Raw genomic sequence first — 23,420 nt, 5'->3', positions numbered from 1 at the left:
ACTTCGATCGTCGCGGCATGTCGACTCGCCATGGTGGTTCTGGACGTGCGCTGATAAGGGGTGCGCCAAAACGCGGGCGCGCGAAGACGTCCCGCCGCCGTTAAGGCGCGGGGGGCGAGCGGTCCGGGACGCCCCGGCCGTCGCTGGCCGCAGCGCAGAGAAGTGTCTTCGACGGCCGGTTTCTCCCGGACACGGATCGCGTCGTCTCGCCGCCTCCGGGCTGAGGGAGCCGCTCCCCATCGTTCGGGTAACCGACGCCTGCGCCATCCTCGGATATTGTGGTCCGGGCTTTCAAAGCCTGCACATGAGTTTCGCTAAGCCTTGCGGCCTATCGAAGGGCTCATGCGTCTCCGCGCAAAGGAGAGAAGCCCAGACCGGCGACGCGCCGCCGGACCAGGGAACGAGGGTCGTTCGTCCCGCCGGATCCGTCCTTCGCCGGCGCCGCTCGACCCTGAGCCGCGCCCTCGCTTGACGAAGGCGAGCGGAGGATAGGAATTTATTCCGGAGGTGTCAAGAGGGCGCATATAGCCATCAGTCTCTGGCCTGCGCCCGCAGCAAAAAACATCGCCTCGGCATCCCCGTCCGACATGCGGATATGCCGGCGATCGAGAGCGTCTTAGCGGCGCCGCAAAAAGCTGGTCGTTTAACGGACGAGTCGATTAGCAAGCCTTACTTGTCGAATAGAGAGCCTTGTGAGGTAGGCTTCGCTCCGATAAATCTTCTCACCTCAATAATCTTATAAGATTGTTTACCGATTTTGCCGGATTTATCCTTGGGAGTCGTGACTTGAAGTGTTACGAAATAAGCATCGTCCGCCAATGCTCCGCCTCTTGCCAGCGCGTCCCTTGCTATTTCTGTTTCTGAAATATCGACGTAAACAGGCTCTTTCCCTAGTTTAAAGCGCCATTTGTCCGCACTGAGATCATATACGGGTGAATAAACGCTGAGCCACGCGCTAGTTTCTTCAACTTCAGGGGATTCCTCTCCTATTTCTTCCAGCCCCGCGTTGCATGACGAAAGTATCTCGTCGATTTTTTTGTGATCGAGCTTGTCGACTATATGGCCTTCGTCGCGCAGATCAATGCTATCGAACCCGTCACTTCCTACAGGAGAAAGCGCGTCGCGGGTTGCTTTAAGAGCCTTAGGATTTATGGACATATTGTAAACGTGCTGATTAATAACGATTGGGTTATGCTCACCTTCTACTTGAACGCCCACAAACCCGGACTTATCCTGATCCACTAACGTGGTGGTATTAATGACTTTCCTGCCATTTTTCCATTTTAGGTATCCGAGATAAGTAAGGCTTGAGAGTGCGATCGGTTTTACGAGTCCAATCCATTCTAAAATGTCTTTCGCGGTCGAGACTTTATCATCGCCAATTAAGCTCTTTACGTGCTCAAAGACACTCATAACTACTTCAAAGTTTATATTGAAGCACTTATGTTCGAAATCTGAGACGACCAAAACCTTCGCGGCCGCTCTTTTATCATTGAATTCACTGTTCGCCTCTCGGATCAAGCGGCCGAACGCCACAAGGGCAGGACCGAGCGATTCTGCATCTATGGAATGATCATCCGGGCGATCTCTGCCGCTGTAAGCAACGGAGAATTTTTGGCGGCTCATCTCAGCGCCCCTCCCGCCAGCAACTAAGTCCATCATATCCAGCTCTCAAATCGAATGCCGAAATGGGGCAATCTATAGCACAGCCGCATTAATACGCAGAGGGTTGGTCAAAGCGCCCGCAGAGCGCGAGACTTGGCGACTGCCGTTCTAGCGTTTGCGCTGTAAAGGGCTGAAACGCGGTCTATCGTTTCGTCTACTTTCAGTGGTGGTCAATGTCCCAAGGCCTTTGAGTGTCAGTCAGACGACGATTTATGTGCTGTCGAATTGCGGGCCGCATGCTTCGAGACGGCGCCTTCGGCGCCTACACAGCATGAGGGTGCGAGTTGGGTGGCGCGCTCCAGTGTCATTCCCGACAGGCCGAAGGCCGGATCGGGAATCCAGAGCAAATTCGCGAATGATCGGTTTTTCTGGATTCCCGATCGCGCGCGGAGCGCGCGTCGGGAATGACATTGAGGTATGCGCCCAAGCACGCGCGTTGGAATGACAGGTGGCCTGTGCTTCCAATCGACAGCGAGGCTTCTGCTATCCTCTTGACGCGCCGCTTGCGCAGCCAATTTCACCCTCATGTGCCCGGCGCAAGCGAGGGTAAGGCAATGGCGATTTATCGTGTACGCGAAGTCAAATTCATTGAGACCGAAGGCGGCCATGTGAAGCTGAAGCCGCTGCGTGAATATGAGCGGGAATCATCCGATCCGGCGAGCGTCATCGCCGAAGTGAGCCGCTTCTTCGCGATGGAGCTCTCCAGTCCCAAGGCGCTCGACGTCGTCGATTTCGACGAGGTGATCGTTCTCGATGAAAAAGGCGCGGTCATCGCGCGCTTCGGCGTCGCCGATTTCTGGGAGCAGGAGTGGAACGCCGTCGCCGCCAAAAGCGACGCCGCGCCGATCGCGCGCTCGGCATAGAGCGCGCTCTCAACTTTGGGAATCGATCACCGATCTGCATTTGGACGATTCCCGCCCAAATGCAGCGTGATCTAAACGGGCGCGCCGCGAAACGCCGCTTCGACCGCGGCGAGGTCGATCTTGCGCATGCCAAGCATCGCCTGAAAGGCGCGGCCGGCGGCGGCGCGGTCGTCGTTCGTGAACATGCGCGGCAAGGCTTCCGGCACAATCTGCCAGTGGATGCCGTAGCGGTCTTTGAGCCAGCTGCATTCGATCTCGGCGCCGCCGCCGGCGAGCAGCTTGTCCCAAAGCGCGTCGGTCTCGCGCTGATCCTTGGTCATCACCGAGATCGAAAAGGCTTCGTTGTGGCTCGGCGCGCGGCCCATGTTCAGCGCCTGATAGGGCGTGCCGGCGAGGGTGAAGGAAACCAGCAGCGCCGGCCCGTCTGGCTGGAGGCGGAACACGCCTTCGAAGACTGAATCGGGAATGACCGAGACATAGAAGCGGGCCGCTTCCTCCGCCTGGTCCTTGAAGGCGATACAGGTTCTGACTTTCGACGGCATGGCCGCTCCTTGCTTCCTGTCTGTCATTTCCAACGAACGGAGCGTGCGCAGCACGCGTTTCCAAGGTTTTCTCATCCTGAGGAGCGCCCGAAGGGCGCGTCTCGAAGGACGAGGAAACCTTTATGCGTCGCCTTCGTGAACTTCGCCCTCGTGCTTCGAGACGGCTCCTGCGGAACCTCCTCAGCATGAGGGCTGAGTTGGGCGGTGAGGCGAAAGACTCGACAAACGCAATAAAGGTTGATATCAACATAATGACGCCATGTCAAAGAAGCTGCCGATCGAGGTCGTTCATGAGGTTCGCGACGCCTGTCTCTGCCTTGCGACGCAGCGCGCGGCGCGCACGCTCGCGCGCCGCTTCGATCGCGCCTTCGCGCCGCTTGGACTCACTAATGGCCAGTTCTCGCTGATGATGTCGCTCAACGCCCCGCAGGCGCCGACCCTGGGGCGACTTGCGAGCGCGCTCGCCATGGATCGCACGACGCTCACCGCCGCGCTGAAATCCCTGGAGCGGCGCGAACTCGTCGAAACGCGTCTTGACGAGAAGGACCGCCGCGCGCGCAGACTGTTTTTGACAAACGCCGGCGGCGAACTGCTCGCCGCGGCGCTGCCGATCTGGCGGCGCGAACATGCCGCGCTCGACGCCGGGTTTTCGCACAGCGAGGGACAAAAGCTGCGCAAAGCGCTGCGCATATTAGGGGCTGAAACTCAAACCGAAGGAAAGGACGTCAAAGCATGAACGCCAAAGCTGAGAACACTCCGCCATGCATGCGATCGATCACGCCGCATCTCATCTGCGAAGGCGCTTCCGACGCGATCGAATTTTATAAGAAGGCCTTCGGCGCGCAGGAGATGATGCGCCTTCCCGGTCCCGACGGAAAACTGATGCATGCGTCGGTGAGGATCGGCGATTCAATCGTGATGCTTGTCGACGAAATGCCGGAATGGGGCGCGCTCGGTCCGAAGGCGCTGAAAGGTTCGCCGGTGACCATTCATCTCATGGTCGACGATGTCGACGCCGTCTTCGCACAGGCCGTCGCCGCCGGCGCGACGGTCAAAATGCCGGTCGACGACATGTTCTGGGGCGACCGCTACGGCCAGGTGATCGACCCTTTCGGCCATGTCTGGTCGATCGCGACGCATATGCGCGACCTGACTCCCGACGAGATCGCGGCGGCGGGCCGCGAGGCGATGGCGAAGGGCTGCGCCGAGGCGACGGCGTGAGTAACGGCCGTCCTCGTCCTTCGAGACGCGTGCGGCGCACGCTGCTCAGGATGAGGAAGCCTTTCACCCGATCGACCTCATGAGGAAGGAAGCGGGCCGGGACGCCGGCCCGCTTGGTTACTTTAGCTCCCACGCAATCAAATTCCCGCGCCGTGATCGAAGAGCTCGATCCGCGCTTTCGCCTGCGTGATGTTGCTGCCGGGCGGAATGGAGTGCGTGAGCCAGACGTTGCCGCCGATCGTCGATCCGCGGCCGATGGTGATGCGGCCGAGCACCGTCGCGCCGGCATAGATCACGACGTCGTCTTCGAGGATCGGATGTCGCGGCTTGCCTTTCTCGAGCGCGCCGTTTTCATCGACATCGAAGCGCTTGGCGCCAAGCGTCACCGCCTGATAGAGCCGCACATTCTTGCCGATGCGCGCCGTTTCGCCGATGACGACGCCGGTGCCGTGATCGATGAAGAAGCCCTGGTCGATTTCGGCGCCCGGATGAATGTCGATGCCGGTCTGCGAATGCGCGATTTCCGCGACGATGCGCGCCAGCATCGGAACGCCGAGTCGATAGAGTTCATGCGCCAGCCGGTGTTTGATCAAGGCGGCGACGCCGGGATAGCAGAATATAATCTCATCGAGGCTTTTCGCGGCCGGATCGCCGGCGTAAGCCGCGCGGATGTCGGCGTCGAGCAGCGTGCGCACGCGCGGAATCGCACGCGCGAAGGCTTCGACGACGTCCGTTGGGCGCAGCCGCGTCGGTTCGTCCGGCGCGTCGCTCGGAAAAAGCGCGAACTCGCGCCGGACCTGTTCGCGAAGGCCCCCAAGGCACGTCTTTAGCGTCGACGCGATGAATTCGTCCGTGCTGTCGAAGGGCAGTTCGGGCGGTCCATAATGCCGGGGATAAAGCGCTGCCGTAATCCCCTCGACGATCGACGCCATGACGAATTTCGACGGGAGCTGCGGCGGCGCGGCGTTTCCGTAACGCTGCGCCTGCGACGTTCGGCGCAGCGCGCTCAAGGCGGAAACGATCGCGTCGATGTCGTGGTCCTTCGAAAAAATCTCTCGCAGCATCGTCATCTTGCTTTCGCTCGCCAATGGGGCCCGACCCCTGGCTTGACCATAAAACAGGTATAGTCTATCGACAAGCTATAGTATGCGAGTAGCGGCGTCATGGCGTGGAGCCGCGTGGGGCTATCTTGTCGAGGGAAAAGGATTGATGACCGCAGAACCTGAAGTTCGCCGAACATTGAGCGAGTCGGCCGCCCGTCAGCTCGCCAATGCGACGAAGACGCGTCCGCAATGGTCTGGCGTCACGCCGCGCTGGCTGGTGTCGTTCTTGCCCTGGGTGCCGGTGGAAGCGGGCATCTATCGTCTCAACCGGGTCAAGGAGGCGACGGCGCTCAGCGACGCCGACGTCCAATGCAGTCCGGCGCGCGACCGCGACGCTGACCTGCCGGAGACCTTCGTTGATTACGAGGATGCGCCGCGCGAATATTCGATGAATGCGGTGACGACGATCCTCGACGTGCAGACGCGCGTCTCGGATCTCTACAATCATCCTTACGACCAGATTCAGGAGCAGGTGCGGCTCCTCACCGAAAAGGTGAAGGAGAGGCAGGAAGCCGAACTCATCAACAATGCCGAATATGGCTTCCTCGCCAATGCGCATCCGTCGATGAAGCTCAGCGCGCGCACCGGCGCGCCGCAGCCCGACGATCTCGACGACCTGATCGCCAAAGTCTGGAAGGAGCCGGCCTTCTTTCTTGCTCATCCGCGCGCCATCGCGGCCTTCGGGCGCGAATGCACGCGTCGCGGCGTGCCGCCGCCAACCGTGACGCTGTTCGGCTCGCCCTTCGTCACCTGGCGCGGCCTGCCGCTGATCCCAAGCGACAAGCTCTATGTCGATGAAGCGGGAAAGACGAATATTCTGCTGCTGCGCACCGGCGAGAAGAAACAGGGCGTCGTCGGCCTGTTTCAGCCGGGCGTCCCAGGAGAAGTCGCGCCGAGCCTGTCGGTGCGTTTCATGGGAATCAATCGCAAGGCCATCGCCTCGTATCTGATCTCGCTCTATTGCTCGGCGGCCGTGCTGACGCATGACGCGCTCGGCGTGCTCGAAGACGTCGACGTCGGCAAATATCACAAATATCCCGACGAATATGCGTGAGTCCCTATGGGATCGGCGCTGAGCGCGCCGATTCTTCCTCCTGAGGTGTGCACATATGCCGACTGCGCCGCAGACGCCGCAATTTGTCGACTTCCCCATAGACGGCGCGCCGTCCGAGGAGGCGTTCACGCATCATGACGCCGCCGCGCCCGACGCGCAGATCATCGCGCAGATGGCCAACGCCTTCTTTGGCGCGCTGCCCCATGCGACGCTACCGACGACCGGCGCCGTGACGCAGCAATCCGGTGCGCCGGCGCTTGCCGGCGCCTTGCCCGCCGTGACGCCCAGTCTGACCGATATTCCGGCGCCATCGATCGCGACGAGCGTCGCCCCGCATGCGCCTGCGCGCGCGCCTCTTGGTCCCATGGACTTTCCGCCGACGACGATTCCTTCCGTCGTCCCGACCCCGAATGTCCCGGCGCCCTCGGCGCCGCAGACCTTGCATTCCTCGACGCGGCCGTTGGGCCTCGCCGACATTCCGCAGCCCGGCGCTTCGCTCGGCGGCGCGACATCATCGATCCCTGGCGAACTGGATTACAGCGAGCCGACGCGCCGCCTTGCGCAGGAGTTCTCGCTCGTCGACAACGACGCGGTCGCACGACCGGCGAGCGACTATTATTTTCTTCCAACAGCGCCGGCGCCTGGACGCGCAGAGCCCTTACGCTATGAAACGCGGGCGCCGTCAACCGGCGCGGGATATGGCCATCCCGACCCCTTCTCGCCGCAGCAGACGAGCGGAGCAATGCGTGGCGACGAACTCGTCTCGCGTCACTCGCAAGGCGGCGCGACGCAGGGCGTCTATCCGCTGCATCCGGGGGAATTCGCCCAAGGCGGCGGCGCGTCCGATCATGCGCATAGCGCGCCCCACTCGCCGGGCGCCGGCGGGCGCCCATCTTCGACGCCGCGCCGCGCCAGCGACTATGACACGGTTGCGCATGCGTTTCCGGGAGGCGCCGGCGGTCGCGCGCCCTCTGGCGCGATCCCTGGCGCGGCGCATGCGCCCTATGGCGACGGCGTCTACGCGGCGCCTCGGCAGGGACGCCAGCCCGAGAAAACCCTCGCCACGCGGCATCTCTTCGATCCCTATCGCGTCAAGCGCGACTTCCCCATCCTCAACCAGAGCGTCAACGGACGACAGCTTATCTGGCTCGACAACGCCGCGACGACGCAAAAGCCGCAGTCGGTGATCGACCGGCTCGCCTATTTCTACGAGAATGAGAACTCCAACATCCATCGCGCCGCGCATACGCTCGCGGCGCGCGCGACCGACGCCTATGAGGAAGCGCGCGAAAAAGTCCGCCGCTTTCTGAAGGCGCCCAACGTCAAGGACATCATCTTCGTGCGCGGCGCGACGGAGGGCGTCAATCTCGTCGCGCAAAGCTGGGGCCGGCGCAATGTGCGCGAGGGCGATGAAATCGTCGTCTCACACCTCGAACATCACGCCAATATCGTGCCGTGGCAGATGCTGTGTTCCGAGAAAGGCGCGAAGCTGCGCGTCGCGCCGGTCGACGACCGCGGCGCGCTCATTCTCGAGGAATATGAGAAGCTCCTGAATCCGAAGACGCGGATCGTCGCGGTCTCGCAGGTCTCGAACGCGCTCGGCACCATTACGCCCGTCCAGGAGATCACAGCGATCGCGCATCGCTACGGCGCCTGCGTGCTCGTCGACGGCGCGCAATCGGTGTCGCATATGCCGATCGACGTGCAATCGATCGGCTGCGACTTCTTCGTCTTCTCCGGCCACAAGGTGTTCGGCCCGACCGGCATCGGCGTCGTTTACGGCAAGGACGCCGTGCTCGAACATCTCGATCCGTGGCAGGGCGGCGGCAATATGATCGCCGACGTCACGTTCGAACAGACGATCTATCAGGGTCCGCCAGAGCGCTTCGAGGCCGGCACGGGCAATATCGCCGACGCCGTCGGTCTCGGCGCGGCGCTCGACTATGTCGAAGCCATCGGCATGGAGGTGATCGCCCGTTACGAGCACGATCTTCTCGTCTATGCGACCGAAAAGATGACCACCGTTCCGGGTCTGACCCTCATCGGCACGGCGCCGGAGAAAGCCTCGGTGCTCTCCTTCACGCTCGATGGACACGACCCGCAAGACGTCGGCAAGGCGCTCGATCGCGAGGGGATCGCCGTTCGCTCCGGTCATCACTGCGCGCAACCGATTCTGCGCCGCTTCGGCCTCGAAGCCACCGTGCGCCCGTCGCTGGCCTTCTACAACACATGCGCGGACGTCGATGCGCTTGTCACTGCGCTGCTGCGGCTGCAGGCGGGGAGAGCCTTTTAGCCAGCGTTCGTCGAGCTGTGGCTGCTTTCAGTCGCTATCGAGCCGGTAACAGGAAAAATCGCGATCGGTGAAGCCGGTGCGCCAGTCTTTCAGATCGTAACGATAGCCCGGCGGATAGGGGAATTTGCAATCTCCCGCGTAGGCGGGCGGACGCGCCCTTCCATACCAGCCGGGCGGGCCCGGAGAGTATCCTGGGGACTGCGCCAGGGCGGCCGTGGCGCCGATCAGCGACAAGCCGAATGCGCCGGCGAAGAGCTGTCGCGTCCTGGCTTGCATTGCGCGCCTCCCGTCGAACCGTTAGACGGAAGAACAACCCGACGTTTCATGGGATGTTCCGGCGCCGTGGCGAGCGCAGGTATTTTTTCGGGCGTCTCGTGCATTGGCGCCACGCGCATCGCGGGGGGCTCCGCCCGCTGGCCCTTTTAGCGCAACTCGTGTAGGCCATCCGGTGAATGAGCCAGGAAACCGAAGGTAAAAAGCGCGGCATGTTCTCCCGCCTGTTTGGCGGCGGCCAGAGCTCGCCCGCGCCCGAAGCGGCGCCCGAGCCGGCGCCTGAGCAAGAGGCGCCTGAGCAAGAGGCGCCGCAGGAAGTAAAGCGCTCCTGGTGGTCGCGCCTGTCCGGCGGCCTCTCGCGCACCTCGCAGGCGATCACCCAGGGCGTCGCCGACGTTTTCACCAAGCGCAAGCTCGACGCGCTGACGCTCGAGGAGCTCGAAGACGTGCTGCTGCGGGCCGATCTGGGCGTGGGCGCCGCGACGCGCATCACCGCGGCGGTCGGCAAGGCGCGCTACGAGCGCGACATCGAGCCCGAGGAGGTGCGCGAAATCCTCGCGCGCGAAGTCGAGCGCGTGCTGGCGCCGGTCGCCGAAGAGCTCGTCGTCGACGACAGCAAGACGCCCTTCATCATTCTCGTCGTCGGCGTCAACGGCTCGGGCAAGACGACGACCATCGCCAAGCTCGCCGCAAAATGGACCGGCGAGGGCAAGACGGTCGTGCTTGCGGCGGGCGACACCTTCCGCGCCGCCGCGGTCCAGCAGCTCGAGGTCTGGGGCGCGCGGCTCGGCGCCGAAGTCGTTTCGGGCGCGGAAGGCGCCGATGCGGCGGCGCTCGCCTTCGACGCGATCAAGCGCGCGAAAGAACAGGGCGCCGATATTTTGCTCATGGACACGGCGGGGCGGCTGCAAAATCGCGCCGAGTTGATGGCCGAGCTTGAAAAAATCGTCCGCGTAATGAAAAAAGCCGACGCCGAGGCGCCGCATGCGGTGTTGCTCGTGCTCGACGCCACCGTCGGACAGAACGCGCTGCAGCAGGTGGAGGTTTTCGAGCGGGTCGCCGGCGTCACCGGCCTGGTGATGACCAAGCTCGACGGCACCGCGCGGGGCGGCATTCTGGTCGCGATCGCCGAGACTTACGGCCTGCCGATCCACTTTATCGGCGTGGGCGAAAGCGCCGACGATCTGGAGCCGTTCGCGGCGCGCGACTTCGCACGGGCGATTGCAGGGCTTGAAGAAACGTCAGAGGCGGAAAGCTAAGAGAGATGACGCAGGAAACGGCCATCGCGGCAAAACGAAAGCTCAATCCCTGGCTGAAGCTCGGACTGGAACTCGGACCGCTGCTGCTGTTCTTCGTCATCAATTCCAGATACGGGATTTTCGCCGCGACCGGCGTGCTGATGGCCGGCGTCGTCCTGACGCTTGCCGTCTCATGGGCGATCACCCGACATCTGCCGGCGATGCCGGTGGTCACCGCCGTGCTGGTGCTGGTCTTCGGCTCGCTCACCTATTTTCTGCACGACGAAACCTTCATCAAGCTGAAGGTGACGATCCTTTACACGCTGTTCGGCGCCGGCCTCATCGGCGCGCTCTATTTCGGCAAGTTGCTGCTGCCGATCGTCTTCGACATGGCGATCCACATTGACGACGCGGGATGGCGCAAGCTCACCATACGCTGGGGCCTGTTCTTTTTCGCGCTTGCTGGGCTCAATGAAGTCCTGCGCCGCATTCTGACGACCGACGACTGGGTGAATTTCAAGGTCTTCGGCATTTTGCCGCTGACGCTCGTCTTCGCGCTGTCGCAGGCGCCGCTCATCATGCGCCACGAAATTCGCCCCGAGGACGAAGATCCCGAAACGCATTTCTGATTTGCGCGCGCGCCGTTGAACGGGATCGGCGTCGCCGCACGCGCCGATGATTTCAAGCGCATGGGCGCCGACCATCGCGCGGGTTGCAATCGACGCGCGTTCGGGCGAAGAGAGTCTTCGGGTTTATGGGGGCTGAGTCGAATCCTTGCCGAGTCTCATCCGCTTTCTGATCGTCGTCGGCGCCATCGTCGCGATCGCCTACGGCGTCATGGTCGCCCTCGTCGCTTATGTGACGCCGCAACCGCGCCAGATGACCTATACGATCCCGGCGCAGCGGTTGAACAAGTGAAGGCTGTCATTCGTGACGCCGGTGCGGAATGACGCTGGGGAGTTAAGCGCATGAAAGCCGGCGCAGCGCGCCAGCTCGACGCCTTTCTCGACATGCTCGCCGCCGAGCGCGGCGCGGCGCGCAATACGCAGGACGCCTATCGGCGCGATCTTTCGGATTACCTCGCGCATCTGTCCGCGAACGGCCGCGATCCCGGCGTTGCGACGACGGACGAAATCCGCGCCTATCTCGCCTCATTGGAGCCGCGCGGCATGTCGGCGGCGACGGTGGCGCGGCGCATTTCGGCGATTCGCCAGTTCCACAAGTTTCTCTACGTCGACCGCCATCGCGGCGACGACCCGGCCTCGGCGCTCGACGGACCACGGATGCGGCGCAGCGCGCCCGGCGTATTCTCCACGGCGGAAATCGATCGGCTGCTTGCGGTCGCGAGTGAAGGGCTCGATGACGAAACGCGGCCTGCTGGCGAGCGGCTGCGGGCGGCGCGCCTCTATGCGCTGCTCGAAACGATTTACGCCACCGGCCTGCGCGTCTCGGAACTTGTCTCGCTGCCAAAAAGCGCCGCGCATTCGCGCGATCCTTTCATCGCCATTCGCGGCAAGGGCGGACGTGAGCGCCTGGCGCCGCTGACCGATCGCGCGCGCCGCGCGCTGCTTTCCTACCGCAAACTGCTCGAGGAGATGGCGCCCGAGCGCGCCGGCTCGAGCTTTCTCTTCCCCGCCGACAGCGACAGCGGTCATCTCACCCGACAGGCCTTCGCGCGCGATCTCAAGGCGCTGGCGCGCGCCGCCGGCCTGCCCGCGGCCGACATGCATCCGCATGCGCTGCGCCACGCCTTTGCGAGCCATCTGCTGCAGAACGGCGCCGATCTGCGTGTGGTTCAGGAACTGCTCGGCCACGCGGACATCTCGACGACGCAGATCTATACGCATGTGCTCGACGAGCGCATGCGGGCGATGGTGCGCGATCTGCATCCGCTGTCGGAGACGACGGAAAAGGGTTGAGTCGCGCTGAGCCGCCTTGGGCGCTTTTTCCATTGAATGTTGAGACGCGCTCAACGTAAGCTTTTCCGCGCAGTTGCGCGACCGAGGAGCTTGGCGATGGCGAAGAACGCGATGGACTTTCGGCCCGAGGAAGAGAATGTCGCCTATATCGGCGCCGGCGTGACGTTCAAGGGCGAAATCTCCGCCTCGGATCTCATCATCGTCGACGGCGCGATCGAGGGCGACGTCTCCGCGCGCGTCATTCAGGTGGGGCAGGGCGGCGTCATCCGCGGCAAGGTCAGCGCCACGGAAGCCGACGTCAGCGGCTGGATTTCCGATCATATCGAGATCAAGCAGCTGCTCGTCGTGCGCGCCACCGGACGCGTCGAGGGCAAGATCACCTATGGCGAGATCGAGCTGGAGAAGGGCGCCGTGATCGCCGGCGAACTGACCGCGATCGAAGATTATCGCGCCGCGAAGGCCGCGCCAGCGGCCAAGCCCGCCGCTGAACGCGTGGAGATTGCCGGCGCGCCGCCGAAACCCTCTTCGATCGATCGCATCAACGAGGCGGTGCGCGGCGCCAAGGGCGCCAAGGGCGCGCTCTATCTCGCCGCCGCCGGCGATGAGAAGCGCGTCGCGACGCGCACGCTGCTCGGCCGCAAAACTTCGTCGGGCGGGTGAGGCTGAGCTTCGCGCGACCGCTTGCCCGGCGGGCGGCGGCGGTCTATAGAACGCTCCTTCCCGCTCCCTTCGTCTAGCGGTCTAGGACGTCGCCCTCTCACGGCGAAAACAGGGGTTCGATTCCCCTAGGGAGCGCCATCACCCGCCACCGACCGAAAAACGCGCCAGAAATTAGGGAGGCGATGAGTCGCGCCTCCTCTGATTTTGTCTGCTCACCCTCTTATCTCGCCTCCCCCCGCGGGATCGGCCTGCAGCTTGGCGGCGGCCGCGCCCTCCATCAACGACTCGAGCGACGCGCCGGAGAGGCCCAACTCCTTCATCAGGCCGTCAATCACCGGAGCCTGCGCGCGATAGGCCAGCGCTGCAGTAACTGCGTCATGGGCGAGATTCCCCGAGCCGTTGCTGACCCCGCCATTGCCGACCTGTGACGGTCCGCGCGTGATGCCGTCGACCTGCACGATCTTGATCGAGTCGATCGCCTCCAAAGGCCGGACCGACTCGCGCACGATCTCGGGCAGAACCTTCAGCAGCGCGAGCTTCATCTGCAGGGACACCTGATTGGACGAGAGCAAATTGGCCGCCTCGTTGACGGCCCGCTGGCCCGCCGCCTCGACTTCGAAGCGGACCCGGGCGGCGTCCGCCCGCAACTTCTCGGCCTCCGCCTCGCCTTCCGCCGTGAGCTTCGTCGCGGCGGCGCGATTGGCGGCGGCGTCCTTCTCCGCCTCCGCCTCGACCCTGATCGAGATCGCCGAACGTTCGGCTTCCTTCGCGGCTTCGATGAGTTCGATCCGCTTGGCGCGTTCGGCCACTTCGGTCTCGCGGCTGGTGACGACCTGCTCCTCCGCCGCCACCGCCTTGGCGCGCGCGGCGTCGGCCTCGGCTTTGGCCTGGCTTTCCTCGCGGCTCTTGTTCTGAACGGCGATCTGCTGTTCCTGCCGGGCGAGCTCGACAGCCTGCTGCTGCGCGATCTTGGCTTCCTGGATTGTGCGATCCGCCTCGATCTGCTTGGCGTCGACCTGCTGCTTGGCGAGAATGCGCGCTTCGTCCGCCTCGCGGTTGCGCTGCGACTGCTCGCGCGCGATCTCGGCCGCCTGCTCGGCGCGGCGAATTTCGATCTCTCTTGTCTGCTCCAGCAACGCAAACTCCGTTTCGCGTTTGATCTGCAGCGACTGCCGCTCGGCCTCGAGATTCTTCGTCTCGATCTGGACACGCGTGTCCTGTTCGATATCGTTTCGCGTCTTCCTGCGCATTTCGATCTGCTCGGTGAGCTTGGTGAGGCCTTCCGCGTCGAATGCGTTATTGGCGTTGAAATGTTCGATCGAGGTCTGGTCCAGTCCGGTCAGCGAGACCGATTCAAGTTCGAGGCCGTTCATCGCAAGGTCTGACGACGAAACTTGCTGCACCTTCTGTACGAAGTCGGCGCGCTGTTCGTGCAACTGGTTCATCGTCATGCCGGCCGCCACAGAACGCAGCGCGTCGACGAACTTGCCTTCGACGAGATCCTTGAGCGCCTCGGGTTGCATGGTGCGCGCGCCGAGCGTTTGCGCCGCCATCGCGATCGCCGCCGAGTCAGGTCGCACGCGCACATAGAACTCCGCCTTTACGTCGATGCGAAGCCGGTCGAGCGTGATCAATGCGTCGCTGTTCTTGCGTTCGACGGCGAGGCGCACGGTGTTCATGTTCACCGGCATGGTTTCATGCAGCACCGGCAGAACCAGCGCGCCGCCATTCATCACGACCTTCTCGCCGCCGAACCCGGTGCGGACAAATCCAATCTGCTTCGAAGCCCGCTTGTACAAGCGGGTGATGATCAGGCCGAATGTCAGCAGCAGGAAGAGAAGGATAACGGCGTAAACGCCGATCTGGATCAGATGAGCATCCATCTTATCACTTTGAATTTGCAAGGCGGGCAGTTCGGCCAGGGTGATGGCCTCTTGCGCTGTTTTGATGACGTTGAAGGGAATCATGTTCGCCGCTCCAAATACAGGGAATCCGATACGGCCTGACGTTGGCCGATTCCGCCAGGTTTTGCTCCAACTCAGTCGAGTTGAGGCAAGTATGCGTCGCCGCGCGTGATCGCGCGAAAGTTTTCGCCTTCCTGTCGGACAAGAAGGATACGTTCGCCCTCGCCGAAGGTCTGCCCGTCATTGTCCGGCTCGACCATGACGTGATGCGTCTGGCCAAAATGATCGACGACGCGCGCGCGCGCTGGATTGCCCTTCGCGGCTCTGCCGATGACAATCTCCGCTTCTCTTCCGACCAGCGCGACGAGGTCGATCGCGGTGGTTTCGTCGCGCGGCATAATGGCGGCGAGCGGACGTGCGAGCGCTCCCGTCACCGGGAGCGCGGCCAGCGCCGCGATGGGGCCGGCAAGCCATGCCGACAGCGTGTGTCCGGTCAACGCGGCGAGCGCCTGCTGGCCGGCGAGGCCGATCAGTCCGAATGCCGTCAGCAGCAGCATCGCCCACATCAGAAATGGCAAGCGCCGTAGCCCTATCAGGGAAAGCAGCCCCGCATCGATCGTCAGGCTCCCCGGCGTATCGATCCCGGCGTCGCCGTCGATCACGTCGCCAAGACCAAGGACCTGCACGAGCCCCAGCAACACCATCAGCGCGATGGCGACGCTGAACGGCAGATTCTCCGGCAGAAGGAACGACTCGATCATTCTCGCTGCGCCTCACTCAAGCGCGTCGAGCAATCCGCCAGCGCGTATGCCGGCCGACTGCGTTTCCGTCTGGCCATGGGCGCGGGCAATACAGGCCTTCGATTTGTCGACTTCGCTTTCCAGAGCCGCGACCGTCTGCTTCATGTTCTCAAGCGCCTGCGCTTTGAAGGAATCGATGCTGTCCATCGTGTCGTAGATATTCTGGAAGGCGCGGCGGAGCGTTTCGAGGGGGATCGTGGCGCTGGACGCCTGCTCATGGATTCGCGCCGTATTATCACGCAGCATCTGACCCGTGCTGTCGATGATATTCGCGGTCGTGGCGTTGAGCGCGCCAATCTGATCGAGCACCAGCTTCTCGTTCGTCAGCGCCTGCGCGACCGTTACGGCGGTGCGCAGCGCGCCGACCGTGGTGGTGGACGCGCGGTCCACGCCCTTGATGAGCTCGATGTTGTTTTTCTTCACGAGATCAAGGGCGAGATAGCCCTGCACGCTGACCGCCATTTGAGTCAGCAAATCCTGAGTCCGCTGACGCAGATAGAACAAGGCGCTTTCGCGTAACGCTTTCGCCTTGGCCGGATCAGTCGCATCGAGATCCGCCGCACGGGACTCGAGTTCGAGGTCGAGCGCCTTCGACATAAAGATCATCTGCTCGAGCCGACCGAGCGCGACCCACAAATTCTGCCGCTCCACATCAATCGCGGTGTTGTCCTTCAGCAATTCGTCCTTGCCGCTCTTCAGGCGGGCAAGGATCGTCGCGATGTGGCTTTGCGCGCTCCTGTAAGCGTCGAAATAGCCGCGGAGCCGGTTGCCGAACGGGATAACGCCAAACAGCCTGCGCGGGGCGAAGAGGTCGCCCTGCCGGAGCGGATCGAGATCCTCGACGGTGCGGCGCAGCTCGGCAACGTCGGCGCCCAGGCTCGACGTCTCATCCATCGCGCGGACCGGCCGATGCAGGAAACGGTTTGAGTGGTTCGCAGCTTCGGAAATTTCGCGACGGCCCAAATTGGTGATCTGGTCGACGCGCCGGCCGAATTCGGGCGAATGACAATCCTGCGCGACGAGGTCGTCCACGAATTCGACGACTCGCCCCTTCAGTTTCGACTTTTGTTCTTCGTCGACCGGGACCAAGCCAATCGCCTTCTCGGCCGGCACGGCTGGCGCAGGTTCAGGCGGGGCCAGTTTAAATCCATCGCTCACAGAGAGAATCGTCCATTCAAAATGGCCAAACGGAATCGTGCGGACGCAAATCTGTGCCGTCAGCTGGGTCTTGGCAAGCCGGGGCCCCACAAAGCGGGCGCTCGGGGTTCGTGGTTCGCCAGATTTGCAGATATGCGGCGTCTCGTCCAATTATTTCACGATACGGGGCTGTAATTCGAATCATTTTGAAACATTGCAGAGGAAGGCATAAACCTCACGCCACGGGCGGATAATAGGCCGTCCGAAAGAGAACGCGCGTTGCGTCCCGAGACTCTCGCACAATGGTTTCAGGCGGCAGTTCGCGCAGTTCGCCTTCTGAAAAATTCGCCGGCAGTCCGATGGCGACGGCGATCCCCGAACGGATCGCTTCCCGAATGAGCGGCAGCGGGTTTGGCGAAAAATCCCGCCAGCCGAAGCGCGCCTTCTTGAAGTAGTCCGGTCCGCCCCAGGGCGGGTCAACATTCAGCGCATCGAATGAGAGCTTGGGATAGGCCTCCATGACGTCGTCATGAATGAATTCGATGTTTTGCGAGACGCCATAGATCTCGGCGTTATGCTTCGCCATGGACAGCCTGTCGCGGTCAATGTCGACGGCGATGACGCGCTTGCCGCATCGGGCGAATGCGATCGCCGAGCCGCCGATGCCGCAAAAGGCGTCCAGCACGGTGTGACCGCTCAGGAGATTGCCGATCTCCAGCGCAAAGCGCTCCGGCTTGACGGAGAACAGCCCCACCTCGTCGGTTTCGACGCCCTCATCCCATTTCGAAAACAGCTCGTAACGACGATCCCAATATTTTTGGGCGCCTTCGCCGAAGGGATTTTCGATGCTGGTCATCACGCGCGCATGGGGCTGAGCTTTCTCACTCGATCATAGGGATCGATCCCAGGCAAGGGAGGGACGCCCTCACGCCGATCGCCAAACGCCTCGGCTCAAGAAAAAGCGCCCGGCCAGGTTGGCCGAGCGCAGTCGAAGAGGGGAGAGGGGAGCTCCGTGTCATTGAACCGCCGGCGCTCGGGATTGTTCCAAGCGGCGCGGTTGTTCTCGAGTGATCGCTATTCGCTCTCGCCGACCTCTTGCCCAAAGCGGCGTCTTAGGCGCAAAATTGCCGTTATTGCCGGGGTAGGCGCGATGGCGTCGGAAGAATTGCGAAGATCTCGATTGCAGCGGGCGATGGCTTTCGCCGAGCGCTCTAAATCACGTTCGAGCGACAAAATTTCCGCTGAAGAAGTGGCCGCGATCAAAAAAAAGGCGGATGATCTCGACGCCATTCAAAAATCTGTCTCGGACGCCGCGGCGGTCGGCGCGCCGCTTTGGCTCTCATACATCTTTCTGTTGTTTTACATCGCGATCGCGGCCGGAGCGGTAACGCATAAGGAACTCCTGCTCGAAAGCCCGGTCGATCTTCCGTTTCTCAACATCAAGCTGCCACTGAAGGCTTTCTTTGTCTTAGCGCCGATTCTGTTCCTGATCGTCCACGCTTACGTGCTCGCACATTTCGCTATGCTGTCGGACAAGGCGAAAGCCTTTCACGACCGCCTTACCGCCAAAGTCAATGCCGAGGTCGACAACGACCATGCGATCCGAGAGGGCCTGCGCCAGCAGCTGCCGATCAATGTCTTTGTGCAGTTTCTCGCCGGGCCGACCGACATCCGCGAAAGCGCTTTTGGCGTCATGCTCTGGATCATCGCCTGGACGACTCTGGTCGGTGCGCCGGTCCTCGTCCTGTTACTGCTGCAATTGCAGTTTCTCCCCTATCACGACACGCGCGTGACCTGGCTGCACCGCGTTGTTCTTTGCGCCGATCTTGGCGTCATCTGGTGGCTGTGGATGAAAATCCTCGCCGGCCGCGACCGAAGCAAACCGAAGCATCTGGACCGATGGATGAAAGGTTGGGACGACTTTCTATGGTTCTTTCGAAGAATAGGCTCTCAATTGGCGACAGCGCTGGTCGCTATTTTTTCCGTGGTCATTGCTACTTTCCCCGGCGAGTGGGATGACTGGCCTTTCCGGCTGCCGCAGAAGCTCGAACGCAGGATCACCACGGCCACCGAATTCGTATTCGGCAAGGTCGACGCGCTCAAAAGTGACGAGAAAGAGCGCGTTACTGGAAACTGGCCCGTAAATACGCTGCGATTGCGCGAATTTGACATTTACGCAGCGCTGGGAGTCGAAGGCCCGGACAAGCTTGATTGGAAGCCATACAGTTTCAGCCTCAAACATCGTCGTCTCGAACATGCCGATCTGCGCGACGCGCGGCTCGACAATATCGATCTGCGTGGGGCAAGTCTCGACGGCAGTTTGCTTGACCGGGCGAAGCTGAAAAAAGCCGACCTTAGCGAAGCCCGGTTGAGGGGCGCGTCGCTCGTTCTGGCGCAGATTCAAGGCGCGTCGCTGCTTTTGGCGCAGCTCCAGGGCGCGAAACTAAATGATGCGCGGCTTCAGGGCGCTTCTCTCAGTAACGCGGGGCTTCAGGGCGGGTCTCTCAGTAACGCGCGGCTTCAGGGCGCGTCGCTCGATGAAGCGCAGCTTCATGGCGCGTCGCTCTATAAAGCGCAGCTTCAGGGCGCGTTGCTCTATAAAGCGCGGCTTCAGGGCGCGTCGCTCTATGAAGCGCAGCTTCAAGGCGCCACGCTGGTTTGGGCGCAGCTCCAGGGCGCGTGGCTCGAAGGCACCTATCTGTGGCGTACGTATTGGGATGAATTGTACGCTGGTTCGATGAAGCCGATCCGCTTCATCCAGCAGAAATGGAAAGCTGTGAATTATAGCTTCGATGGCTTTTTTGGGTACGATGAGCCATGGACCGCTAATACATATGACGAACTGCGCAAGATGATTGAGAAGGAGGTCCCACAAGGCGCTGCACGCGATGACACGCTAAGGCGCATCGCACGGCTTGACTGCAAGAAAAGCGGGGATGATCTTGCACCTTGCAAAGCAAATGCGGCGGCGGTGCCAAAAGTGCGCGAGGTTATAGAAGGCGCTCGCACTGACGAGGCGACCTATGAGCAGGTACTCGCGATGCTGCTGCGCCCATTGATCTGCGCCTCCGAGGCGAACGCCATCCAAATTTTGCGCGGACTCGCGACGAACGGGCGTCTCACCGCCACCGGCCAAGAGGCACCAGCGCTGATCGAGGACATTCTTACGGGAAAGGATTGCCCCGTGTCGACTGCGCTGACGGACGCCGACAAGGAGCGCCTGCAGGAGATCAAGGCGGCGGCGCTGAATAAATATCCGCCGGCGCTGTCGCCCGCCGCAGCGAATGAGCGGTACGCCTCCCCTGTCGCATCTCCCTCCGCCGCACCGCCCAAAGCGCCCGCCAAAGACAACAGCCGCAGTTCGGCCCGCGTCCCCGCGCCGCCTTGACGAAACGGCTCCGCCTATGCCCATTGAGCGCGATTTTTCGCCGCGCCGGCGCGCCATTGCGCCAGGGAGACAGAGCCCATGAACATCCACGAGTACCAGGCCAAGGCCGTTCTGCGCGAGTTCGGCGCGCCCGTCGCTGAAGGCTTCGCCGTGCTGCGCGCCGAAGATTCGCGCGCGGCGGCTGAAAAGCTCCCCGGCCCGGTCTATGTGGTGAAGGCGCAGATCCACGCCGGCGGGCGCGGCAAGGGCAAGTTCAAGGAAGCGAGCGCCGGCGACAAGGGCGGCGTGCGCATCGCCAAGTCGATCGACGAGGCCGAAGCCTTCGCCAAAGAGATGCTGGGCGCGACGCTCGTCACGCAGCAGACCGGCGAGGCCGGCAAGCAGGTCAACCGCCTCTACATCGAAGACGGCGCCGCGATCGACAAGGAATTCTACCTGTCGATGCTGATCGACCGCGCGACGTCGCGCATCGCCTATGTGGTCTCGACCGAAGGCGGCATGGACATCGAGAAGGTGGCGCATGACACGCCCGAGAAGATCGTGACCTTCTCGGTCGATCCGGCGACGGGGCTGATGCCGCATCACGGCCGCCAGGTCGCCGCCGCGCTCGGCCTCACCGGCGATCTCGCCAAGCAGGCGGGCGCGCTGACCGAAAAGCTCTACGCCGCGTTTGTGGCCAAGGACATGGAGCTCCTGGAGATTAATCCGCTGATCGTCACCAAGGATGGCAAGCTGCGCTGCCTCGACGCCAAGGTCAGCTTTGAAAACAATGCGCTCTACCGCCATCCCGACATGGTCGAGCTGCGCGACAAGAGCGAGGAGGACGAGAAGGAGATCGAGGCGTCGAAATACGACCTCGCCTATATTTCGCTCCCGGGCAATATCGGCTGCATGGTCAATGGCGCCGGCCTCGCCATGGCGACGATGGACATCATCAAGCTCTACGGCGAGTTTCCGGCGAACTTCCTCGACGTCGGCGGCGGCGCCACGACCGAGAAGGTCACGGCCGCGTTCAAGATCATCACCGCCGATCCGAACGTGAAGGGCATTCTCGTCAATATCTTCGGCGGCATCATGCGCTGCGACACCATCGCGGAAGGCGTGATCGCGGCCGTGAAGGAAGTGGGCCTCAAAGTGCCGCTCGTCGTGCGGCTCGAGGGCACCAACGTCGATCTCGGCAAGAAGATCATCAATGAGTCGGGGCTGAACGTCATTCCCGCCGACGACCTCGACGACGCGGCGCAAAAGATCGTCGCCGCGATCAGACAGGCGTAAGTTTCGCGAAACCACCGCTCCTCGACCGCCGTCGCGCAATCTTTGGGTTCTTCCTTCTCCCGTAAACGGGAGAAGGAGTCGCGCGTCTCCGGAAGCGGCGCGGGGCTGCGGCTTGGATCTTTCTGGGAAAGTCGCGCTTAAGTCGCCTTGATCAATCGCCCCTTTCTCTTCCGCCTTGCGTCATCGGCCCAAAAGGGCCATCTTTAGGCGCGACCTTGGACTTTTAGGCCGCTGTTCCCCGTGGGGCGGCCTTCGCGCGCGATCGTCGCCTTTTAGGGAAGCGCCAGTGCCCAAATCAGCTCTTCTGTTTGCGTCTCCGGCCAGCCGCGCGAGACGCGCTCTGGCGCGTCTGTCGTGCCTCTTGGTTGCGGGCTCCGGCGCGTTCGGGCTCTCCTGCGACAGCAGCCTCGCGGCGCGGGAAAATATCGTCGTCGCGCGGCCTTTCGAGGTCGGCTCCAGCCTGTCGGGCAATTATCTCGCGGCCATCGTCGCCGGCGCGCAGCGCGACACGCTCGCCGCCTCGACCTTCTTCCGCGAGGCCTTGCGCGACGATCCCAAGAACACCGATCTCGCCGACCGCGCCTTCGTCGCGGCGCTCGCCAACGGCAATATGTCGGAGGCCCTCTCGCTGACCGGCCGCGTGATCGCGCATGACCGCACGAACGGGCTCGCGCATCTCGCCCGCGGCGTCGATCTGATTAAGACTCGCAAATACGCCGCCGCGCGCGCCGAACTCGCCAAGGGCGGCGGCGACCGTCGCCGCGACATCACCTCGACGCTGCTCTCGGCTTGGAGTTACGCCGGGGCCAAGGACACGCGTCGCGCCCTCGCAACGCTCGATACGCTGACCGACGACGCCTTCGTGGTGTTTCGCGACTATCATGCGGGTCTGATAGCCGATCTCGGCGGCGACAAGGCGGAGGCTGAAAAGCGCTTCAAGTCCGCCTATGCCGCCGAAAAGAACACGCTGCGGCTTGTCGACGCCTATGCGCGCTTTCTCGCGACCCACGGACGCCGCGACGAGGCGAAGCAGCTCTACCTCGCCTTCGACGAGGTCGCGCCCAATCACCCGATCGTCGTCGCCGGCCTCGCCGCGCTCGAGGAGGGCAAGCCGCTGCCGGCCTTCGTGCGCACCGCCGACGAAGGCGCGGGTGAAGTGCTGTACGGGCTGGGCGCCGTCGGCGGCCGTCAGGGCGACGATCTCGCCTCGCTCATCTATCTGCGCCTCGCGCTGCATCTTGCGCCGGAGAACGCTCTCGCCATCGTCACGCTCGGCGACGTCTATGAGCGGATGAAGCAGGAAGAGGCCGCCATCGATCTTTATCAAAGCGTGCCCAAAGACAGTCCGCTGCGCGTCAACGCCGACGTGCAGGCGGCGCTGCTGCTGGAGACGCTCGGCAAAACCAAAGAGGCGAGCGATAATCTCTCCGCGATCGTCGCCGCCAACCCCAAGAATCAGGAGGCGTTGACGGCGCTCGGCAATCTTCAGCGCTCGCGCAAGGCTTTCGCCGACGCCGCCGTGACCTATACGCGCGTGCTCGATTTGCGGTCCAAGGCGGACAAGAGTCTGTGGCTGCTCTACTATTATCGCGGCATCGCCAATGAACGGCGCAAGGATTGGCCGGCAGCGGAAGCCGATCTGAAGAAGGCGCTGGATCTCAACCCCGACCAGCCGCTGGTGTTGAACTATCTCGGCTATTCCTGGGTCGACAAGGGCTCCAATCTCGACGAAGCCTTCAAGATGCTGCGCCGCGCCGTCGATCTGCGGCAGCGCGACGGCTATGTCGTCGACAGTCTCGGCTGGGCCTATTACCGCCTGGGGCGCTATGACGACGCCGTGCGCGAATTGGAGAAGGCGATCGACCTGAAGCCGTCAGACCCGGTGATCAATGATCATCTCGGCGACGCCTATTGGCGCGTGGGCCGCAAGCTCGAAGCGCACTTCCAGTGGAACCATGCGCGCGACCTCAATCCCGAGCCCGACGAACTGCCGAAGATCGTCGATAAGATCAACCACGGCATGTCGGACGCGCCGACGCTCGCCCATGACAAGGCGGCGCAGAACGGCGGGTAGGGAACTTTGCT

21 protein-coding genes and 1 tRNA gene are annotated in these 23,420 nt (G+C 62.7%); 14 read left to right on the top strand and 8 right to left on the bottom strand.

The window, feature by feature from the left end:
* Positions 1–669 precede the first annotated feature (669 nt).
* The gene (locus tag IYY11_RS13205) at positions 670–1,662 is read right to left on the bottom strand and encodes a hypothetical protein (RefSeq protein ID WP_196404274.1); all 993 of its coding nucleotides are present in this window, start codon (positions 1,660–1,662) and stop codon (positions 670–672) included.
* A 557-nt stretch (positions 1,663–2,219) separates the two neighbouring features.
* On the opposite strand from IYY11_RS13205, the gene IYY11_RS13200 reads away from it, so the two are divergent.
* Positions 2,220–2,528, top strand: a complete 309-nt coding sequence (locus IYY11_RS13200) for a hypothetical protein (RefSeq protein WP_196404273.1) — start codon at positions 2,220–2,222, stop codon at positions 2,526–2,528.
* 71 nt (positions 2,529–2,599) lie between these two features.
* Here the strand turns inward: IYY11_RS13200 and IYY11_RS13195 are convergent, their stop codons facing one another.
* A complete protein-coding gene (locus tag IYY11_RS13195; protein ID WP_196404272.1) occupies positions 2,600–3,070 on the bottom strand; it encodes a VOC family protein in 471 nt (156 codons plus the stop codon).
* A 259-nt stretch (positions 3,071–3,329) separates the two neighbouring features.
* Here IYY11_RS13195 and IYY11_RS13190 point away from each other — a divergent pair, with 259 nt between their 5' ends.
* Positions 3,330–3,806, top strand: a complete 477-nt coding sequence (locus tag IYY11_RS13190) for a MarR family winged helix-turn-helix transcriptional regulator (RefSeq protein ID WP_196404271.1) — start codon at positions 3,330–3,332, stop codon at positions 3,804–3,806.
* On the top strand, positions 3,803–4,291 hold the full coding sequence (locus IYY11_RS13185) for a VOC family protein (RefSeq protein ID WP_196404270.1): 489 nt from the start codon (positions 3,803–3,805) through the stop codon (positions 4,289–4,291). Before IYY11_RS13190 ends, IYY11_RS13185 begins: the two co-directional genes overlap by 4 nt.
* Before the next feature lie 137 nt (positions 4,292–4,428).
* On the opposite strand, the gene epsC is transcribed toward IYY11_RS13185, so the two are convergent.
* Positions 4,429–5,361, bottom strand: a complete 933-nt coding sequence (epsC, locus tag IYY11_RS13180) for a serine O-acetyltransferase EpsC (protein WP_196404269.1) — start codon at positions 5,359–5,361, stop codon at positions 4,429–4,431.
* A 139-nt stretch (positions 5,362–5,500) separates the two neighbouring features.
* On the opposite strand from epsC, the gene IYY11_RS13175 reads away from it, so the two are divergent.
* The gene (locus IYY11_RS13175; protein ID WP_196404268.1) at positions 5,501–6,448 is read left to right on the top strand and encodes a family 2A encapsulin nanocompartment shell protein; all 948 of its coding nucleotides are present in this window, start codon (positions 5,501–5,503) and stop codon (positions 6,446–6,448) included.
* Positions 6,449–6,503: 55 nt separating this feature from the next.
* Positions 6,504–8,741 (top strand): family 2A encapsulin nanocompartment cargo protein cysteine desulfurase, encoded by a 2,238-nt coding sequence (locus IYY11_RS13170; protein WP_196404267.1) that lies wholly within the window; start codon positions 6,504–6,506, stop codon positions 8,739–8,741.
* A gap of 27 nt (positions 8,742–8,768) precedes the next feature.
* Here IYY11_RS13170 and IYY11_RS13165 read toward each other — a convergent pair whose 3' ends face one another.
* Positions 8,769–9,017, bottom strand: a complete 249-nt coding sequence (locus IYY11_RS13165) for a hypothetical protein (RefSeq protein WP_196404266.1) — start codon at positions 9,015–9,017, stop codon at positions 8,769–8,771.
* Between the two features lie 176 nt (positions 9,018–9,193).
* On the opposite strand from IYY11_RS13165, the gene ftsY reads away from it, so the two are divergent.
* The 6 genes from ftsY (at position 9,194) to IYY11_RS13135 (ending at position 12,969) form a co-directional block, all read left to right on the top strand.
* On the top strand, positions 9,194–10,273 hold the full coding sequence (ftsY, locus tag IYY11_RS13160) for a signal recognition particle-docking protein FtsY (protein WP_196404265.1): 1,080 nt from the start codon (positions 9,194–9,196) through the stop codon (positions 10,271–10,273).
* A 5-nt stretch (positions 10,274–10,278) separates the two neighbouring features.
* Positions 10,279–10,881 carry a septation protein A gene (locus tag IYY11_RS13155; RefSeq protein ID WP_196404264.1) on the top strand — a complete coding sequence of 201 codons (603 nt, stop codon included), beginning with the start codon at positions 10,279–10,281 and terminating at the stop codon, positions 10,879–10,881.
* Between the two features lie 145 nt (positions 10,882–11,026).
* Positions 11,027–11,170: a hypothetical protein gene (locus tag IYY11_RS13150; RefSeq protein WP_018407243.1), complete on the top strand. Its 144-nt coding sequence runs from the start codon at positions 11,027–11,029 to the stop codon at positions 11,168–11,170.
* Positions 11,171–11,220: 50 nt separating this feature from the next.
* The gene (locus IYY11_RS13145; RefSeq protein ID WP_196404263.1) at positions 11,221–12,171 is read left to right on the top strand and encodes a tyrosine recombinase; all 951 of its coding nucleotides are present in this window, start codon (positions 11,221–11,223) and stop codon (positions 12,169–12,171) included.
* Positions 12,172–12,267: 96 nt separating this feature from the next.
* Positions 12,268–12,831, top strand: coding sequence for a polymer-forming cytoskeletal protein (locus tag IYY11_RS13140; protein ID WP_196404262.1), 564 nt, complete (start codon positions 12,268–12,270; stop codon positions 12,829–12,831).
* Positions 12,832–12,893: 62 nt separating this feature from the next.
* A tRNA-Glu gene (locus IYY11_RS13135) sits at positions 12,894–12,969 on the top strand.
* Between the two features lie 74 nt (positions 12,970–13,043).
* Here the strand turns inward: IYY11_RS13135 and IYY11_RS13130 are convergent.
* The 4 genes from IYY11_RS13130 to IYY11_RS13115 all read right to left on the bottom strand — a co-directional run bounded on the left by IYY11_RS13130 (position 13,044) and on the right by IYY11_RS13115 (position 17,528).
* On the bottom strand, positions 13,044–14,798 hold the full coding sequence (locus tag IYY11_RS13130) for a flotillin family protein (protein ID WP_210331351.1): 1,755 nt from the start codon (positions 14,796–14,798) through the stop codon (positions 13,044–13,046).
* A gap of 71 nt (positions 14,799–14,869) precedes the next feature.
* Complete coding sequence (locus tag IYY11_RS13125; protein ID WP_196404261.1) at positions 14,870–15,496, bottom strand: YqiJ family protein; 627 nt, start codon at positions 15,494–15,496, stop codon at positions 14,870–14,872.
* A 12-nt stretch (positions 15,497–15,508) separates the two neighbouring features.
* Complete coding sequence (locus IYY11_RS13120; RefSeq protein ID WP_210331350.1) at positions 15,509–16,693, bottom strand: toxic anion resistance protein; 1,185 nt, start codon at positions 16,691–16,693, stop codon at positions 15,509–15,511.
* Positions 16,694–16,907: 214 nt separating this feature from the next.
* The gene (locus IYY11_RS13115) at positions 16,908–17,528 is read right to left on the bottom strand and encodes a methyltransferase domain-containing protein (RefSeq protein WP_196404260.1); all 621 of its coding nucleotides are present in this window, start codon (positions 17,526–17,528) and stop codon (positions 16,908–16,910) included.
* A 393-nt stretch (positions 17,529–17,921) separates the two neighbouring features.
* On the opposite strand from IYY11_RS13115, the gene IYY11_RS13110 reads away from it, so the two are divergent.
* From IYY11_RS13110 to IYY11_RS13100, 3 genes are all read left to right on the top strand, one after another.
* Complete coding sequence (locus tag IYY11_RS13110) at positions 17,922–20,060, top strand: pentapeptide repeat-containing protein (RefSeq protein ID WP_196404259.1); 2,139 nt, start codon at positions 17,922–17,924, stop codon at positions 20,058–20,060.
* A 78-nt stretch (positions 20,061–20,138) separates the two neighbouring features.
* Positions 20,139–21,335, top strand: a complete 1,197-nt coding sequence (gene sucC / locus IYY11_RS13105; RefSeq protein ID WP_018407248.1) for an ADP-forming succinate--CoA ligase subunit beta — start codon at positions 20,139–20,141, stop codon at positions 21,333–21,335.
* A gap of 361 nt (positions 21,336–21,696) precedes the next feature.
* Positions 21,697–23,409, top strand: a complete 1,713-nt coding sequence (locus IYY11_RS13100; protein WP_196404416.1) for a tetratricopeptide repeat protein — start codon at positions 21,697–21,699, stop codon at positions 23,407–23,409.
* Positions 23,410–23,420: the final 11 nt, after the last annotated feature.

The sequence above is a fragment of the Methylocystis sp. H62 genome (genome assembly GCF_015709515.1).
Taxonomy (GTDB): Bacteria; Pseudomonadota; Alphaproteobacteria; order Rhizobiales; family Beijerinckiaceae; genus Methylocystis.
The sequence above is the reverse complement of the archived record's forward strand: the minus strand, read 5'-3'. Positions and strand labels throughout refer to the sequence as shown.